Raw genomic sequence first — 17,324 nt, forward strand, 5'->3', positions numbered from 1 at the left:
CCAAACGGAGCCTTATTCATATTTAATTTTAGCTTTCAGTCTGAGGTACAGGCTGGCGCGCTGGGTGTTTGATAAACACCGCGACGACCGCCGCAATTGCCAGAGCGAAACAGTAGTAAGAGTTCGCAACCACGTCTAAAGGAGAAAGGTTAAATACCGAGCCCAATAGCAGAACCTGAGCACCGTATGGCAAGACGCCTTGGATAACGCACGAGAAGATATCCAATAAACTAGCAGAGCGACGTGGTGATACGTTGTTTTCTTCTGCCAGTTGGCGAGCCACGCTACCTGATACGATGATGGCAACCGTGTTATTTGCGGTACAGGTATTTACCATAGAAACCAGACCTGCAATACCTAACTCACTCGCACGACTATTTGCTTGTTTCGAGTGGCTAGAGCCAAACGTACGGATGATGCCGCTCACTAGGTTAGTTAGGAACGCTAGACCACCTTGACGACGCATAAGCTCACTTAGACCACCAATTAGCATGGATAGTAGGAAGATCTCTTGCATGTTGCCAAAGCCAGAGTAGACGTCTTGTGCGAAGTTGGTCAGACCGTAATTGTCGATAGAAGACAAGCTCACGCCTCCCGCGAGGACGATACCAATGCTGAGTACGACAAATACGTTCATGCCTGAGACAGCAAGGATAAGAATCGTTACGTAAGGCAGTACTTTTAACCACTCGATCGGGCCGGTTTCTGGCACTTGAGTCGCGGTGCTGTTGAAGGCAAAGATCGCAAGGGCTACTAACGCTGCTGGTAGAGCGATACGGATGTTCTCTTTGAACTTATCCTTCATCTCACAGCCTTGTGAACGAGTAGCTGCGATTGTGGTGTCAGAGATGATCGAAAGGTTATCGCCAAACATTGCGCCGCTTAGTACTACGCCCGCAGTCAGTGGCAGACTCATACCTGCCGATTGAGCAATGCCCAGGGCAACAGGTGCGACTGCAGCGATGGTACCCATTGAGGTCCCCATTGCTGTAGCGATAAATGCAGAAATCAGGAAGATGCCTGGTAAGATCATGCTAGTTGGAATTGCAGATAGACCAAGGTTGACCGTCGCATCCACACCGCCAGACGCTTTTGCAACCGCAGCAAAGGCACCGGCAAGTAGATAGATCATACACATCGCGATGATGTCTTGATGACCCACGCCACGCATAAAGTGTTCGATAGAACGATTTAACTTATCTTTGCTCAAAATTAGCGCAAGAATAATTGCTGGCAAAACCGCGATTGGCGCTGGCAGTTGGTAGAATGCGAAATCTACACCTTGCAAAGATAAATAAGTACCTACGCCAATAAATAGCGCAAGGAACAGTACTAAAGGTAGAAGTGCAATTGCTGATGGTGCGATTGCTTTATTAGAATTTTTAGAACCAGACATGTGAACGACAACATAATCAACAAATAAGGCGAGCAGACTAATAGGACACCAAAGACTTGTCAACGTCTAGACGTCTAAATGGCTGGTTATTTTTAATCAAAAAGACCAACAAAAAAGGCTCACATAACATATCTTATTGATACCGTGAGCCTTTGTAGAATTTTTCTTGTATCGAGTGTTTATGCTTTTTTACGCTTGAGAAGCGCGATGATCATCAGTGAAAACAGTAACGCTGCACTCGACCAAATCAGGTAACGATGCTCGGTGTAGAATTGGCTGAGAACGCTTAAGTGCTCAAACGCAAAGTTAGTGAGCAAACTGAACACGGCAACCCAAATGGTCGTTGCGAGAGCGTTTCCTAATAGGAACTCTTTACGTGGCATCTTGGCAATGCCACAAGCAAGTGGCATAAACTGCTTCATTCCTTCAACAAAACGACTGACGACTAAACAAGCGGGACCGTACCTTTGAATTGAACTTTGTAACTTCTGCATTTTAGGGCCAGATATGTAGCCTTTTTTATCTAACCAGCCTTCAAAGTAATAACCAATCAGGTAGCCACAAGTGTTGCCAAAAAAACAGCTTAGCCAAGACACGATCATCACCAAACTGAGATTCATGACATGCTCAGATGAGATTATCGATGCTGCTATCATCATTGATTGGCCAGGCATCGGAATACCAAGACCTTCAAGAAATATGCTGATGACAAGCGCGAGGTAACCGTATTGCTCAAGCAGCGGCTTCATCGCCATCAGTAGATCATTTATGTGTTCCAAACGCTTTCCTCGACAAAGTGGAACGAAGTTAGAGTGATACTCCTGTTAGTAAGTATGGTCAATCCGTAGAGCTCGAAGTCGTTTAAATCTAACAAGGTCTTGATAATAGTGTTGCGTATTTAGCCATTCAGGTTTGTTTTACCAAGCAGTGAAAAGAGCCATTCATTGAATAGTGAGACTTTTTTCGCTGCTAATCGGTAGTTCGGCACAAATACGTAATAGCCATAATGGCTAAGCATACTCAGTTGCTGGATGTGGTAGACCTCATCTCTCGACATTGGCTGTTGCACCATAAAATCAGGCAGAAGAGCAAGCCCTTTGCCAAGCCTTACCGCTTCATAGGAAAGATAGAAATGCTCATGACCGACAGGGTGATAATGAATCGCGCTTTGCAGAGATTGTTCTAGTTTGAACTGTTCCCACAACTGTGGTCGCGTCGTTTGAGGAATAAAAGCGAAATCCGTAATGGATTGTTTGTCGTTACACGTTGAAGAACTTGATGAGCCCGTTAGCAGCAGCGTTTCTTGACGCAACAATCGACCATGTTCGTAGTGACTGGAGAGAGGAAGGCAGCGGATGGTGATGTCGCTGTCTACGTCTAACTGATTTATTGGACCATCACTGGTGCGAACTTTAACTCGGATATCAGGATGGATTTGATGAAATGCATCAATGTTTGGTATCAACCACAAACTGGCAAAAGAAGGAGTTACATCGACCACCAGTAATTCTTGTTGTGTGTCGGTTTGAATCAAGCTTGCTGTCGCATGTTGGATGATCTCCAACGCTTCGGTCACCTTGGGTAAGTAACGTTTCCCTTCTTCGGTTAGCTCAATACCATTGATACCACGCTGAATTAAAGGCAGCCCAACCAGTTGCTCTAACGTCGCAATCTGTTTGCTCACGGCACCTTGGGTCACGCACAAACTCTCTGCTGCTTTAGAAAAACTTAGATGGTTGGCAACCGCAACAAAGGTTCGAAGCGCACGAATAGAAGGGTACTCACTGCCTTTTAGCATAAACTCATGTCCATTGATGAATGCTTAACCACAGACTAAGAGATTTTCGCTACGAATCAAAGTAGTGAGTTTAGGGGAGAGGTACAAATCGCAGATACAAAAAGGGCCAACCCTTTCGAGTTGGCCCTTTCCAAACGTTTGGTGCTGGCGGCATCTGAACTTGCAAGCTAAATGATTGATTTTTAGTTATTAAATGATTTGTTCTGTTATGTTTGGGTAAATCTTTGGGTAACAAAACAAAATGTCATAATTGTTCTCTAGTTTTGATTGTCATCACAATTCTTGGACGGAACCACAACTACTCGACATTAAAATGCTGATTCAACAATTGTACTTGCCGAGCATACTTCTTGTCATTCAAGAGTAGCTCTACGCCTTCAATGCTCCAGTTAATACGCTGCCGAGGCACATAACTTCCGTCTTTTCTTTTTTTCATTATTGTAGGTGTTTTGTATTTCCACCTTATTAAGTGCCCTAAAACATCTTGAGCTGAGTCACCACTGTCTTGTCTGAAAGTAGCGATCTGTTTCATCTTAAATAGATACTGTGCCTCCTTCGTTTTAGGAAGAGTTCCACTATCGTAGCCTTCAAGAAAACTCAGAGTTACAGATACGCAGTAATCAAGAATGAAAGAAGTATTCTCATCTCTATTAAGGTCTTTCTGACTGTATCCAAGTAGTTCAGAAACTTGCTCTAAACCATCAGTTGTGAACTCTGTGAAATAGCATTTTTTCTGTACTAACCCTGATTCTTTGCGTCGCAATGCAACATCTCTTTGTCTTTCTTTTGGTGACTTAGCCATATCGTATCTACGTATGAAAAACTGATATTGGAATTCTAACATGACAAACGATTTTGTTTTGTGAGGCTCACGATAAGGCTGAAGAATATTATTAAGTCCTTGTTTTAATAAAGTTTTAATTTTTGTGAGCCTCACGAAATTGCAACAAAAGAATGTGATGTAGCTGTGGAGATTAGGGACGAATTGAAAACTGTAAATCCCGTCTTGAACTCATACAAGACGGAGAAAAACGATGTCTCTTCCACAACTGGTAAGCATTAACGAAATTTTGAAAGCCATCGGTGTGTCGCGCGCCACTATCTATCGTTGGATGGCTGATGGCACCTTTCCTTCCTCAATTGATGTTTCGGAAGGCAGAGTTGCTTGGTACGAACATGAAATAAAAGAGTGGATAAAGTCTAGGCCAAGAACTCAAGGTTTAAACAAAAAGCACGAGAAACTGATGAATGAGGTTTTGAAGTAATGGCTAGATACTACTCATTAAAACATCTTCCTAAGTTCGAGTCGTACAATGACGCTCTGGAGGAGAACAATATACGCGTAAGCATCTTGCAAAGAGTAGGCGGTCTTGAGAACAACGCCTTAGCTGACAAGCTTATTAGATGCTGTGAGCTGCAAGACAAGTGCAATAGTGTCGCGTGTAAGATCTGTAATCGGGATTTTCGTATAAAACGAGTGGATGAACTCGTAGCTAAGATGCGACGTGACAAAGGACAGTGGTTTGCTGCTACCATAATTGATTATAACCGAGCATTTCATGATGACGCCCTTTTTGACTTTGATTTACGTAAAGCAAAAGATCGAATGAGAAAGCAGATCAGACGAAGTGGCTTTGACGGACCTATGTTTGGAACACTAGAGTTAGACCGACACAGGATTTGTGGACTTTGGCTTCCTCATTTTCACTTGATCTACAAGTCAACGAAGAATAACGAGCGAGCTGTTCGCGTATTGCGTCGAAAACTCAGAAGGTTGCAAGTGGAGCACATTAAGAAAACTCCAGACGCTAGACCCTCGAAAATTCAGAAGCTTAGGAAGCCATTTACACAAACCAGCTATGCTTTCAAATTAGTATCTTTGGAGGTAGTTGATTACATCTGCTCTCGAAGTGGTAAACGAAGAACAACCAAGCAAAGACTGCTAGATAAAATGTTCTGCGAGCATCTGTGTTGGATTGATAAAATGGGAAGACGAGCTTTTCTATTTAGTCTTGGTGAGAGAGGTTGGTAGTACAAAGTGTCCGAGTTTTGAAAGTGCTCTTTAGTATAGACCTATTGAATTATCATCATTGTAACTCATTCATATTGATATAAGTATCTTGTCTAAGAACACTACAGTGCGACATCTAACGGGTGGAGCGCTTCTTGATTTCATGAGGCACTCCACTTAAGTGAGTTTGGTACACATTCTAGTTACCGGGCTCACTCGTATATCTTAATATTCAGTTTTTCTGGAGCAGATCATTCTTTCCGAGTATGTTGAAAAACAAAGTCACTTCAGCCTCGACGGCACGTTCGAATTTGGTGGTCAAAGTCTCATGACAGGTACCCAAAGTACTAAATTTGGCTCCTTCAACTTGTTGGCCAGCTAGATGAAGCTACTTATTCTTGAATTGGCCACGGAATCTCGGACTAAACAAAGGGTAGCCGCCCACCTCCTATCGTGTGTGTGACCACAATTACTTGCAGTCCGTACAAACACCCGAACAATCTCACATAAAACAGCATGCCAAGGCATGAATTAGACGGTTGACTGTTAAGGTGAATGCAGAAGCCTACGGAGGCAGGCGACATAGATTTAACTGTATGAGAAAATATACTCTTTTTTCTCTAGACTAGCTTTCAAATAATCAGGGTCACGCCAAGCAACCAAAAAATCATTCTTTAGAACAGTTCTGCCCTGATATGCCGAGTCAAATGTTACAGGTTTTTTCTTGCTATCAAAAGATATTTTTTTTACTTCATCCATTATTTTCTTACGGATAGATTCGTCAATATGAGGACATGCTAGATAATCGAAATAGAATATAAAGTACTCTGTATCAATAAACATATCATCATGATTGAGTAAATATTGTTCTGCTAAATCAACTAGCTTATCATGTATGCCTTGATACTGAGGTTTTTCTTCAATGTAAAGCATGAAAGTAATCCAGCGAAAATAAAAGTCATTAGTTTCTGAATTCAAACTTAAGGAATCAATATAAGAGTCTAATCTATTTGAAGGAAGCTGATATTCCTTAGGTAACATTGTTAGAATCATTAATAAGTTCAGAGTCTCAAGGCCAATAATATCGTTGGCGTGATCAATGTAAATATTTATAGCTTGCCTTACATGATCAAATATTTTCTTATATATAAGGTCAAGGAATTCTTGTGACCAACCGCGAGTTCTATCAATAAGCTCATTAATTAATCTTGCTAATCTATCTGTAGGTCTAATTCTAATGTCCATAGCATGGATGAAAAATAGTACATCTAGATCAACAAGAATCCAGTTTATGTGATGATTTTGTAATGCATCGATATCAGATAGTTGAGATATATAAGAGTCAATTTTATTAGTAATAGCACTAAACAAGTAATTGGAAATAGAACTATATTCAACTTTATGATTAGCCAAGGCCATCTTTATTTCTGATATAGCTCTATTAGCTTTTGAATCTGGCCTCATTAACTTTATGATTGGGTCATTATTATTTTCTGAAGTCTCAGTATACCTTGAAAAATAAAAATCATTTACTGTATTTCTTAGTGTAAATTTTGTTAATGATATATTGGTAGCAAATGGTCTAGATGCTATTGATGTTTTGGCTTCGTTCAAGTACATCTTGTAGTCAAGCAGACAATGCTCTAAATTTTTTATAATGCTATTTTTAACATCATCTGAACGATAGAAAATAAAGTAATCATCAACATACCTCCTAAATTCATAATCTTTGGATATGGTATAACCACTGTCATGCATCTTTTCTATCAAATTAAGGTCTATTTTTTGTAATATGATCTCAGAAAATATTCTGCTAACTTCTGGCCCAATCAATATACCGTTAGTCTCGCGATAGTTGGTTAACTGCATCAGGTTATCAAATTCACCATCGAAGCTACCTTTAGCTTTAGATTTAGCTAATCGTTTACTTTTTACTGCCCAGCCAATTGAGTGTGTGTATATACTTGGAAAACACTTCGATACATCAACTTGTAACATGCTGTGAAATTTTTTCTCAAGTCTATGATATTCATATGATTCAAAAAATCGATATAAGAAGGGATACGTTTTATACTTAAAATATGAGCTTGAAACAATACGCTCCTCACTTTCAGCTTCTACGCCATCGCAAACTTTAGAACCTTGCTGCCTTTTACCATAAAACTTAGTGGTTTTTCTATATGGGTGTCTTAGTGAGTATTTTGATTTAGTACAGTAGTACTCTATCAGTTCTCCATATTCCTCATAAAATTCGCATACCTTTAATTGAGCAGCAGGGTGCATTATCGAAATTGAACGAGGGCTTTTATTTCCTCCACGACTGATCAAGTAATCTAATGGAATATAGTTGCCTGCGTTATTTTCAAAATTAAGACCAGATATATTAATATAGGAATTACGATGTGTTTTATTATGGAATCTTTCATACATCGTAAAATTGGAATACCATAGTGGTAGTTCATAGGGAAGAACATCCGTCAATAATGCTCTATACTTATCATTGGTGTTAACTTTAATTATTTTAGACATCTTTCCAAATCTGCATTATCTTTGTTGTTTTCTTTCTACTAAACTTGCCAATATTACGTTTAACAGCATTTCCGTAAAATGATATGCTTTTTATCTTATTAACTTCTGGCAAAGTGAGTCCAAATCTCGGGTTCTGTAACTGATTTATAAGAAATCCATCTATAGATTTTAAACATTCAAAATTATCTGTAGTGTATTGGTAATTATGAGCTATTCCGGCTAATAGATTACCATTCTTACCTTTTTTTACAGTTTTCAACAAGCTTAGGAATTCAACCCTTCTTTTCAGTAAACTAATATCTTTGTTTTTGCTATTCTCATGCAAAGATATTATTATTCTAGATTTTAATTTTTTTAACTTTGATTCAGAAATTGTCACGTTAACTTGGTTTGGTTTGTTTTTTTTAGGTATTACACTGATTGAGTAACCCAAATAATCAAAGTTAGCATTGCTAGATGAGCCTGAGAAATTTTTATTGTCATCACCATTTAGCTTTAGTCCCATCTCCGAGAGAATTTCAACTAAGAAATCTATGACAATGTTTTTTTTGTTATCTGTTGTAATCAATATAATGTCATCAACATACCTAGCACTATATATAACATCATTACTTGCTGCTATTTTTTTATCGAAGTCTTCGAGATAGAGTTCTGCAAGAGTTGGGCTTATTGACAAACCTCTAGGCAAACCAGTGAAATTAAATCTATCTTTTAGCTGTCGACTAATGTCATTCAATAAATTCATGCATTCTGGTGATAAGATAAGATCATTCTGGAGTTTAGAAATAATATTATCGAACAAAATGCTCTCATAACATTTTTTTATATCTACTCTAAGAACGTGATAATCTCCCGAGTCCTTTAGTAAAGTAATAACCTGCTTAACAATTCTATTTCGATCAGACTGTCTTACTTTGTATATTCTTCGTACAAATCTATCGACTAGTTTGATTGCAAATGAATCTTCAACTCTACTCGGTGTATATACTGTTTTTCCATTTATCAGTTTGGCATTGATAGGTGATAGAGCGAGTCCGCTACCTTCCCAGTAACCGATCGTTTGCTCCAATGCAGTATCTACATCGCCAAACTCTGATAGCAGGTTCCATCTCCGTACATCTGTAGGTGAAACTACTTTAGATAGCTGCTCTCTACTAAAAACTTGTTTCAACATTGGTATTTTTCCAAATGAAAAAGAGTACTGCTAATGAGTGCTCGGAAAACTCAAATTTATGAAAGTTATACCATATCTAAGGTTGATGTGAATATGCAATTGGGTATATAGCTCCTCAACAAACTCTACATCACAACCTACGGGATTAGGTCTTGCCTTTTGTTACACAGTACTTTTTGTAGTTAGGGACTTATGGTTAAACTGAAATACCAACTCGAACCACAGCTCATTTTGGGGGAGAAATGTGTCGGTGTTTCAATTCAGTAGATGAAGAGCGTCTTCTGACATCTATGATGATATGAGAGTCAGGAAGCCATAGCCATCGATAGAGAGCCATTAGAAGCTTTAATAATATGTTCGCTCCACCAATCCATCATTGGTACTCGTCGTTCTAAATAGTCCGTGCGATTATATGAGCGCAGCGTTTTGTTACCAAAGGTATGAGCAAGCGCAGCTTCGACCAAAACGAAGTCATGGCCATTTTCATTGAGTATGGTACTAGCCATTGCTCTCATTCCGTGAGATACCAAGCGATCCTTAAAACCCATTCGTTTGAGTGCCATATTTGCGGTTTGGCTATGCATTGGTTTTTTTGGATCTTTAATTGATGGGAAGACATACTCGCTATTTGCGCTCATTGATCTCATTGTTTTTAAAAGGTTAACTACTTCTTGAGTTAGAGGTATACGATGCTCCTTTCGTTTTTTCATTCTTTCTTTCGGAATGGTCCATATGCGCTCTAGCAAGTCAAACTCGTCCCATTTCGCACCAGCTGCCTCATTTGGTCTCGTCATAGTATGAAGTTGAAACTCAATAAGACAACGTGTAGAGCGTTTAATGCTTGCGCTCGCGAGGGCATTCATTAGATCTGGAAGTTCGTTTGATTCGAGCTTCTTCATATTTTGCGTTGTGGGCTTTTTAAAAGCAGCTAGGATGTTGCTAATCGGATTTGCTTGCAGTAGTCCGCAGTTCATCGCATAGACCATAACTTCATTTAAGCGTTGTGTTAGACGTTTAACAGTTTCCAGTGAACCTTTAGCTTCTACTACCTTTAGAGTTTCGATTACGGACTGTGCTGTAATCATAGATATAGGTTTTGAGCTTAAAGTAGGGAAAACATGAAGCTCAAATGAGCGCCAGATATCCTTCGCGTAGTCTTCGGTGACTTCTGTTCTCTTCAGCTCCATCCACTTCTGTGAAACATTGAATAGTGTGTGCTGATGTATAGCCTCGCTTTTTTCCTTCTCTTCTTTTCTGTGGTGTTTTGGATCGATTTCTAGTGCAACGAGCTCACGGTAGCCTTCTACTATTTTCCGTGCATTAGCTATCGATAGTTCTGGGTATTTGCCTAAGGTCATATTACTACGTTTTCCCGTAGCAGGACTCTTGTATACAAAACGCCAAGACTTAGTACCATTTGGCATTATTCTAAGCTGAAGTCCTTTCCCATCACTGGCGATTGTCTCTTTGCCAGCGGGTTTAAGGCTTTTTACTTTTTTATCTGTTAGCGGAACTACGCGTCTTGCCATTTCTTTATACTCGATTTAGTACCCAAAAATATCTTGGATACGAGTATAGGGTAATTTATTGGGTACTAAAAACGTGAGCAGGTATGAGACGCGATGAGACAGAATAAGACAGAAAAGAAAGGTAACTAATTGAAATGTATGTTTTTTAGATACAAAAAAGGCCACCCGAAGGTGGCCTTTTCCAAACGTTTGGTGGAGCTGGCGGGAGTTGAACCCGCGTCCGAAAACCTTTCATCATTGGTACTACATGCTTAGTCGATCTTTAAATTCACCACCCACCTGCGAACCGACACGCTAGTAAATGACTATCCTGAATTATAATTCGCCGTTCATCTCTCAGGCGGGAGAATCCGGGCTAGCGCGTTTGGGTTTGATCCCTCGTTGGTCCCCGTCTTACGTGCGGAAGCTAGGGCGAGAGAGCTCTGAGCAGGTTATTAAGCTGCTAGTGCGTAGTTTTCGTCGTTTGCGACTATTTTTTTGCGGTTTATTAACGAGGCCTACCGCACCTCGGCATGCACCTCAGACTTCTGAATTCCCGTCGAATCCTAAATCAGCCCCAGAGGTAATATCCGCATAGTAACAGAAAAGCCTAGGCTGTCCAGTACTATGCGTTTAAGTGGTCAAGTTTAGCGCAGTGAGCTCTTCATTACGCGTGCTTTTTCACGAGCCCAATCTTTTTCTTTTAGATCGGTACGTTTATCGTGAAGCTTTTTACCTTTCGCAACACCGATTTTGATCTTCACCCAAGAGCGAGACCAGTATAGCGACAACGCGGCTAGCGTCATGCCTTCACGATTAATGCGACCAAGTAGGTTATCGAGTTCACGACGACTCATTAGTAGTTTGCGCACACGTGTAGGGTTTGCGACAACATGAGTTGATGCTTGATTAAGAGGAGTGATGGTCATTCCGCTGACAAAAGCCTCTCCGTCACGCATGAAAACGTAGCTTTCAGCGATATTGGCTTTACCTTGGCGAAGTGCTTTTACTTCCCAGCCTTGTAGCTCCAAGCCGGCTTCAATTTCATCGTCAATGAAGTATTCGTGGCGAGCTTTTTTATTAAGCGCGATAGTATTGCTACCCGCTTTTTGCTTTGATTTTTTCTTTACCATAATGGCCTCATTATACGGGTTGGATATGGGTTAGGAAATCCTTTTATTTGCGCTATCGTGGAATAAAAGTAAAATTGGCACAAGCCTTAAACATGTACGCGTATCGATAGGAGTGTGTATGAAGCAAATCAGCCGTTCTGCTTTAGTGTCTTTTAGTGCAGAACAGATGTTCGACTTGGTCAATGATGTTTCTAAGTATCCTGAGTTTCTACCTGGTTGTTCAGGTTCAAGAGTCATTGAGTCTTCGGACGGTGGTATGGTGGCTTCTGTCGATGTAGCAAAAGCAGGCATCAGCAAGACATTCACGACGTCCAATGAGCTTGTTCATGGTCAAGCTATCATGATGAACTTAGTTGATGGCCCATTCAAGACGCTACGAGGTGGTTGGATTTTTACGGCCTTAGATGAACAGGCGTGTAAGGTCGAGCTTAAGCTTGAGTTTGAATTCTCTAGCAAGATGATCGAAATGGCTTTCGGTAAGATTTTTAATGAACTAACCAACAACATGGTTAACGCTTTCACGAAACGTGCGAAACAGGTGTACGAGTGCTATGAGTATTGAGTCGGATATGATCCACGTTGAGGTGGTGTATGCATTGCCTCAAGAGCAGCGAGTGTTCAATTTAGTGGTGAATAACCACGCGACTGTTGAAGAGATCATCCGCCAATCTGGTGTACTTGAATTGTACTCTGAGATTGACTTGAAAAAGAACAAAGTTGGTGTTTACAGCCGCAACGTTCGACTAGATGCGACAGTTCGCGACAAAGATCGAATCGAGATTTACCGCCCGCTATTGGCAGACCCGAAAGAGATTCGCCGCAAACGTGCAGAGCAGGCAAAGGTCTCTGGTAGCGCGGATCCAGTGACAGGTGGTAAACCTAACTCCTTGCGAAAGGCTGCTGACTAACTTGAAATGGTCAAAAAGAAAAACCTCCCAGCTGGGAGGTTTTTCTTTTTATAGAAGATATTATTGGATCTGCTCGTAAAAAGCGTCACTCTTAGGAAAATCACCACTGATATCCGCAAGTGTTCCTTGATCATTAAAGTTAACGATCAGATCTTTCTGTACAGGATCACCATGTCCAGGCGTGTGATGGTAAATATAATACCATGTGTTTGGATACCCATTTTCAATAAGCATTGGTGACCCAAGAACGAAGCGAACCTGTGCTTTAGTCATCCCAAACTTCAATTTATCTACCGCACTTTGTTCTACATAGTTGCCTTGGTTGATATCAATGCGATAAACCAGTTTCTCCAATACCGAACATCCTGTCAGCAAAGTCATTGCTAATGGTACGGCAACTAACCACTTCTTTAATTGCATAATAATTTCTTAGTAACCTTCAAAATACTGCGCTGATAATAAACAAGCTCGACGCAGATGTAAAAAGCTATGCGTCGTATGGTAGGGAGTCTGACAACGATTTTTGAGTTGAGTTGCATTTATTCACTGATCTTGAGTAGTAAATAACGGGCTCTACGCACTAATTCCATCAAATAAGTGGCTAAAAATGAGTAACAGTAGGGAAAGCTAAGGCCACTGAAGGATATTTATTAGTGGCCCAAACTATTAACTAAGCTGCAATCAGTAATTCTTTGGCATTTGCTAATGTTGAATCAGTGATTTGGCTACCACCAAGTAGACGTGCTAACTCAGCTACTCGTTGTTGTTCATCTAATGCATGCATTTGAGTTTCTGTTTGACCACCTTTGGTGTGTTTTGCGACAAACATTTGCTGGTGACCACAACCTGCAACTTGAGGTAAGTGGGTCACACACATTACTTGAGTTGATTCGCCCAGTTTGCGCAGCATCTTGCCGACAACAGCTGCTGTTGGACCACTGATACCTACATCCACTTCGTCAAAGATCAAGCTTGGTGTATCGACTTTCTGCGCGGTGATCACTTGGATCGCGAGTGAGATACGTGATAGCTCACCACCCGATGCGACTTTTGCAATAGGTTGCAGCGGTTGACCAGGGTTGGTTGAAACTAAGAAGCATACGCTGTCCATACCCAATGGCGACGGGTGGGTGTGCTCGTTGCTCACCTCAATGCTGAATACCGCTTTCTCCATGCTTAATTCGTGCATGCTTTGTGTGATTAGCTTGTTCAGCTCTTTGGCGTAACGACTGCGTGATTTGTGCAGTTTTTCCGCTTGAGTTAAGAAGCTGTGGTATTTCTGTTCGACTTCTTGAGCTAATTCATCCAAGCGTTCATCGGAGCAATCTAATGCTTCTATTTGTGCCAGCAGATCTTGGTGATGTTGGTATAACTCATTAGGCATAACGTGATGCTTACGAGCCATCGACATCACTTTAGAAAAACGTTCTTCGACATAAGCCATGCGACCCGGATCGACATCAATACCGTCAAGGTAGCTGCGAAGTTCGTTTTTGGTTTCTTCTAGCTGGATCATTGCCTCAGCCAGCATGTTTGGTAGCTCTACTAACTTCTCATCTAATTCAGCTAATTGAATTAGGGAGTGATTGGCCGATTGCAAAATACCAAGCGCATTGACTTCTTCACCTTCGTAAATAAGTTCGATGGCTTGCTGACAGGTAGTGGCGAGTTCACCACTATTGGATAGTCGTTTGTGCTCTTGCTCGAGCTCTGCGAATTCTTCTTCACCTAGCGATAACTCATTCAGTTCTTTGATTTGGTATTCAAGCAACTGCTTTTGCGCCTGGTTTTGCTGGCTGTTCTCTTTTAGTTGCTTAAGGTTATTGTCTGCCTGACGCCAATGTTGGTAAGCACTGCGTGTACTCTTTAGTAAGTTTAGATGTCCCGCATATTGGTCAAGCATGGCCATTTGGTACTCGCTTTTCATCAATTGATGGTGTGCGTGCTGTCCATGGATATTGATCAACAGTTGTCCAAGAGATTTGAGTTGTGAAAGAGGAACAGGACTGCCGTTGATAAAGGCTCTTGAACGGCCTTCTTTGGTGATGATGCGACGCAAGATACACTCACTACTGTCCAGTAGGTCGTTATCTTCGAGCCAGCGTGTTGCGTGTAGATTGTTTTCCAGTAAAAAGGCAGCGCTGACTTCGGTTTTCTCTTCGCCTTGACGTACCATGCCTGCATCGGCTCGTCCGCCTAAACAAAGACCTAAAGCATCAATTGCAATGGATTTACCTGCACCTGTTTCACCAGTGATGGTGGTCATGCCCTTGGAAAGCTCGAGCTGTAAAGACTTAACAATCGCAAAATTATTAACACTTAGATGAGCCAGCATTTTTATTTACCTGTATAACTGAACAATACTGTATAAGAAAACAGTATATACTGTTTCTTTATACAGTAAAGATGGAGGCAAAACTTTTTATGAAAGAAGCGGCTTTTTGTGATGGGGAAAGAAAAAATAGGCCGAGCAAAATGCAACGACCTATTTAAATTGAAGAAGTTATGGACGTGTCGGGTTAATAGTGAGTGGCTCTAATGTCACCACTGCATTGACTCCAGCTCCTGGATGATCAACATAAGAAGTGTCTTGCATCAGGGTGTAATACACATCGACAAAATCATCATCATTGGTGAGCACGCCATCTGGAATTGCATCAATGATTTTGTTGGTGATCTGAGGAATGATGGCATATGCCTGTACCTCTGGATCTGGAATTGCCTTCAGTACCTCTTCAGCCACTTGAACTAACAGTTTTGCCAACTGCTTGTAATCCGTACCGTCATCTTGCTCCATCAGAACAATGTCTGCTGCGCCCCAACGGTAACGAGACCAGTGAATGATGATTTGGTTCGGATAGTAGTCTTTGTTGTCGTAATCCAAATATGGCATCTCAACTAAGTCCAGCGTTGGTTCATCTCGTGTTGGGTTGACGCCGGTTACCAAAGCATAAATTTCAGCTTTGCCTGAAATCCACGGTTCCTGGTCATCCGCTAAACGAATTTTTTTGAGCTGAGTGGTTTGGATCGGTTGTGCGTCTGAGGCTTCCGGTTGTGCCATGCTTTGTAGCACTTTGCCTTCAGCGTAAGGTTGAATCATGGCTGCTTGACCAAGCTTTTGCATTTCAGCTTGCATTGCCTGAAGACCCGCTTTTAGTTCTGCGGTGCTGTTGTTGTCAATCACCAATACAGGCACGTCAGGTAGTTCATAGACGTTTAACTCGTGAATATTCCCATATACATCAAATGCTTCGATGTATTGCCACTGCTCATCATCACCACTAGGTTCATAAGCAAATAGCGGACTCACATCACCTGCTTGCCAAGTCGGTAACATGGCATCGTTAGCTAAACGTACTTCAAGTAACTCATTTGAGTACTCAGATACGCCCTTCCAGTTTCTTATTTGCTCGTCAGCTTGAACCAGTTGCTTGCTCATTGGAGAAGTTGGGTTTTGTTCGATGAACTTTGAAACAGGAATGTTGGTTTGTTGTGCTGTAATGTCCTTGCGTAGCATTGGTTCTAATGCTGCGTAGTTTTGGCTAAGTTCTAGAGCCAACGCTCGTTTGGTGTTGCTGATATCTTGCGCTTTATCGTTTGAGATACTTGTCACTTGGTTCTCATCAGATTGGCAGCCAACGATCGCTAATGTACTTAGAACAGACAGAATTATTGTTTTTTTCATAGCTTGTCCTTCTTTGATTATTATTTGGTAGAGTTTTTGCTCTATTCGAAACCAGAATATCATTCAATGGCATATGAGCCATTTTCTTTTATAAAATCGTGTGGTTTTTGCCCAGAGCTTCAAATTTTCTATTGTTTTAGTAACGTGTGCGGGGTGAGTGATTATTGTGGTGAATGATTTTAGCGTTGATAGTTTGTGCTCTGAAAAATAAAAAGGTTGATAGAAAATCAACCTTTTTTATTTTGTTTAGAATAGTTTGCTCGACCACCCAAGCTTGTTTCGCAATACGTGATAGTAGCTGTAATCCTTTGGATGGATGAGCTTGAGTACATTTGGACTCTGGTAAATATGTACTTCATCACCAGGCGATACTGGTAAGGAGACTTGTCCATCACAGCTTACTTCTTGGGTACCACGATTTTCCGGTGAAACAATAAGCTTAATACGTCGTTTTCCATCGACAACTAAAGGACGGCTAGAAAGTGTATGCGGGAACATTGGTACCAGTGAAATCGCGTTCAGACTAGGTGATAGAATAGGGCCACCACCTGAGAGTGAATATGCGGTAGAGCCCGTCGGAGTAGAAACAATCAAACCATCGGCACGCAGCGAAAACGCAAAGCTGTCATCAATGTAAACTTCAAACTCAATCATGTGCGCCACTTGTCCTGGGTGCAAAACCGCTTCGTTCAATGCCGCGTTGTGGCTCTTGATTTGACCGTGACGATGGATCTCAGCTTCCAATAAGAAGCGCTCTTCTTCTATATATTCGCCTTTTAATACAGCCTTTAATGCTTCTTTGAAATCGTCTGGATTGAGGTCGGTTAGGAAACCTAAATTGCCACGATTTACACCAATCACAGCAACATCAAAGCGTGACAATATACGAGCAGCACCCAGCATGTTGCCATCACCACCAACAACGATGGCAAGATCTGCGTTTTTGCCTAGTTCAACTAAGCTAGCAAATTGGCTTTGCGGGATTTCGTCTAAAATTGCAGCAAGGCGATCATCGATGAACACTTGGTAACCTTCGGATGTCAGCCATTCGTATAACTCTCGATGAGTTTGAATCGCCTGCTGATCTCGTGGTTTTCCGATAATCGCGATCACGTTACATGGGTTTTTCATAGCATTTCCGCATTAAAGAGGCTTGAATCAGGAATCTTCATCCCCATAATA

15 protein-coding genes and 1 other RNA gene are annotated in these 17,324 nt (G+C 41.2%); 3 read left to right on the plus strand and 13 right to left on the minus strand.

What is annotated here, in order from left to right; translation table 11 throughout:
* Positions 1–28: 28 nt before the first annotated feature.
* The 4 genes from ACTS60_RS04785 to ACTS60_RS04800 all read right to left on the minus strand — a co-directional run bounded on the left by ACTS60_RS04785 (position 29) and on the right by ACTS60_RS04800 (position 3,996).
* The gene (locus ACTS60_RS04785; protein WP_440887329.1) at positions 29–1,396 is read right to left on the minus strand and encodes a Na+/H+ antiporter NhaC family protein; all 1,368 of its coding nucleotides are present in this window, start codon (positions 1,394–1,396) and stop codon (positions 29–31) included.
* 179 nt (positions 1,397–1,575) lie between these two features.
* A complete protein-coding gene (locus ACTS60_RS04790) occupies positions 1,576–2,151 on the minus strand; it encodes a DedA family protein (protein ID WP_440887350.1) in 576 nt (191 codons plus the stop codon).
* A gap of 143 nt (positions 2,152–2,294) precedes the next feature.
* Positions 2,295–3,194: a LysR family transcriptional regulator gene (locus ACTS60_RS04795; protein ID WP_440887330.1), complete on the minus strand. Its 900-nt coding sequence runs from the start codon at positions 3,192–3,194 to the stop codon at positions 2,295–2,297.
* 298 nt (positions 3,195–3,492) lie between these two features.
* Positions 3,493–3,996 carry a hypothetical protein gene (locus ACTS60_RS04800; protein WP_440887331.1) on the minus strand — a complete coding sequence of 168 codons (504 nt, stop codon included), beginning with the start codon at positions 3,994–3,996 and terminating at the stop codon, positions 3,493–3,495.
* A gap of 232 nt (positions 3,997–4,228) precedes the next feature.
* On the opposite strand from ACTS60_RS04800, the gene ACTS60_RS04805 reads away from it, so the two are divergent.
* Positions 4,229–4,459: a helix-turn-helix transcriptional regulator gene (locus ACTS60_RS04805; protein WP_038890699.1), complete on the plus strand. Its 231-nt coding sequence runs from the start codon at positions 4,229–4,231 to the stop codon at positions 4,457–4,459.
* Between the two features lie 1,334 nt (positions 4,460–5,793).
* Here the strand turns inward: ACTS60_RS04805 and drt3b are convergent.
* From drt3b to smpB, 5 genes are all read right to left on the minus strand, one after another.
* Positions 5,794–7,734 (minus strand): antiviral reverse transcriptase Drt3b, encoded by a 1,941-nt coding sequence (gene drt3b, locus ACTS60_RS04810; protein WP_440887332.1) that lies wholly within the window; start codon positions 7,732–7,734, stop codon positions 5,794–5,796.
* Complete coding sequence (drt3a, locus tag ACTS60_RS04815; protein WP_440887333.1) at positions 7,727–8,908, minus strand: antiviral reverse transcriptase Drt3a; 1,182 nt, start codon at positions 8,906–8,908, stop codon at positions 7,727–7,729. The genes drt3b and drt3a overlap by 8 nt, the downstream gene beginning before the upstream one ends.
* A gap of 305 nt (positions 8,909–9,213) precedes the next feature.
* Positions 9,214–10,437: an integrase domain-containing protein gene (locus tag ACTS60_RS04820; protein WP_440887334.1), complete on the minus strand. Its 1,224-nt coding sequence runs from the start codon at positions 10,435–10,437 to the stop codon at positions 9,214–9,216.
* Between the two features lie 190 nt (positions 10,438–10,627).
* Positions 10,628–10,995, minus strand: a transfer-messenger RNA (tmRNA) gene (gene ssrA / locus ACTS60_RS04825).
* A 68-nt stretch (positions 10,996–11,063) separates the two neighbouring features.
* Positions 11,064–11,549, minus strand: a complete 486-nt coding sequence (smpB, locus tag ACTS60_RS04830) for an SsrA-binding protein SmpB (RefSeq protein WP_005440253.1) — start codon at positions 11,547–11,549, stop codon at positions 11,064–11,066.
* A gap of 118 nt (positions 11,550–11,667) precedes the next feature.
* Here smpB and ACTS60_RS04835 point away from each other — a divergent pair, with 118 nt between their 5' ends.
* Positions 11,668–12,111 carry an SRPBCC family protein gene (locus tag ACTS60_RS04835; protein WP_010446232.1) on the plus strand — a complete coding sequence of 148 codons (444 nt, stop codon included), beginning with the start codon at positions 11,668–11,670 and terminating at the stop codon, positions 12,109–12,111.
* Positions 12,101–12,457, plus strand: coding sequence for an RnfH family protein (locus ACTS60_RS04840; protein WP_440887335.1), 357 nt, complete (start codon positions 12,101–12,103; stop codon positions 12,455–12,457). Before ACTS60_RS04835 ends, ACTS60_RS04840 begins: the two co-directional genes overlap by 11 nt.
* A gap of 60 nt (positions 12,458–12,517) precedes the next feature.
* Here ACTS60_RS04840 and bamE read toward each other — a convergent pair whose 3' ends face one another.
* The 4 genes from bamE to nadK form a co-directional block, all read right to left on the minus strand.
* Positions 12,518–12,877 carry an outer membrane protein assembly factor BamE gene (gene bamE / locus ACTS60_RS04845; protein ID WP_005391468.1) on the minus strand — a complete coding sequence of 120 codons (360 nt, stop codon included), beginning with the start codon at positions 12,875–12,877 and terminating at the stop codon, positions 12,518–12,520.
* 250 nt (positions 12,878–13,127) lie between these two features.
* On the minus strand, positions 13,128–14,792 hold the full coding sequence (recN, locus tag ACTS60_RS04850; RefSeq protein WP_440887336.1) for a DNA repair protein RecN: 1,665 nt from the start codon (positions 14,790–14,792) through the stop codon (positions 13,128–13,130).
* 168 nt (positions 14,793–14,960) lie between these two features.
* Positions 14,961–16,142 (minus strand): DUF3103 domain-containing protein, encoded by a 1,182-nt coding sequence (locus ACTS60_RS04855; protein WP_440887337.1) that lies wholly within the window; start codon positions 16,140–16,142, stop codon positions 14,961–14,963.
* 246 nt (positions 16,143–16,388) lie between these two features.
* Complete coding sequence (gene nadK, locus ACTS60_RS04860) at positions 16,389–17,273, minus strand: NAD(+) kinase (RefSeq protein ID WP_440887338.1); 885 nt, start codon at positions 17,271–17,273, stop codon at positions 16,389–16,391.
* Positions 17,274–17,324: the final 51 nt, after the last annotated feature.

This window comes from Vibrio sp. WZ-1 (assembly GCF_052037695.1).
Taxonomy (GTDB): Bacteria; Pseudomonadota; Gammaproteobacteria; order Enterobacterales; family Vibrionaceae; genus Vibrio.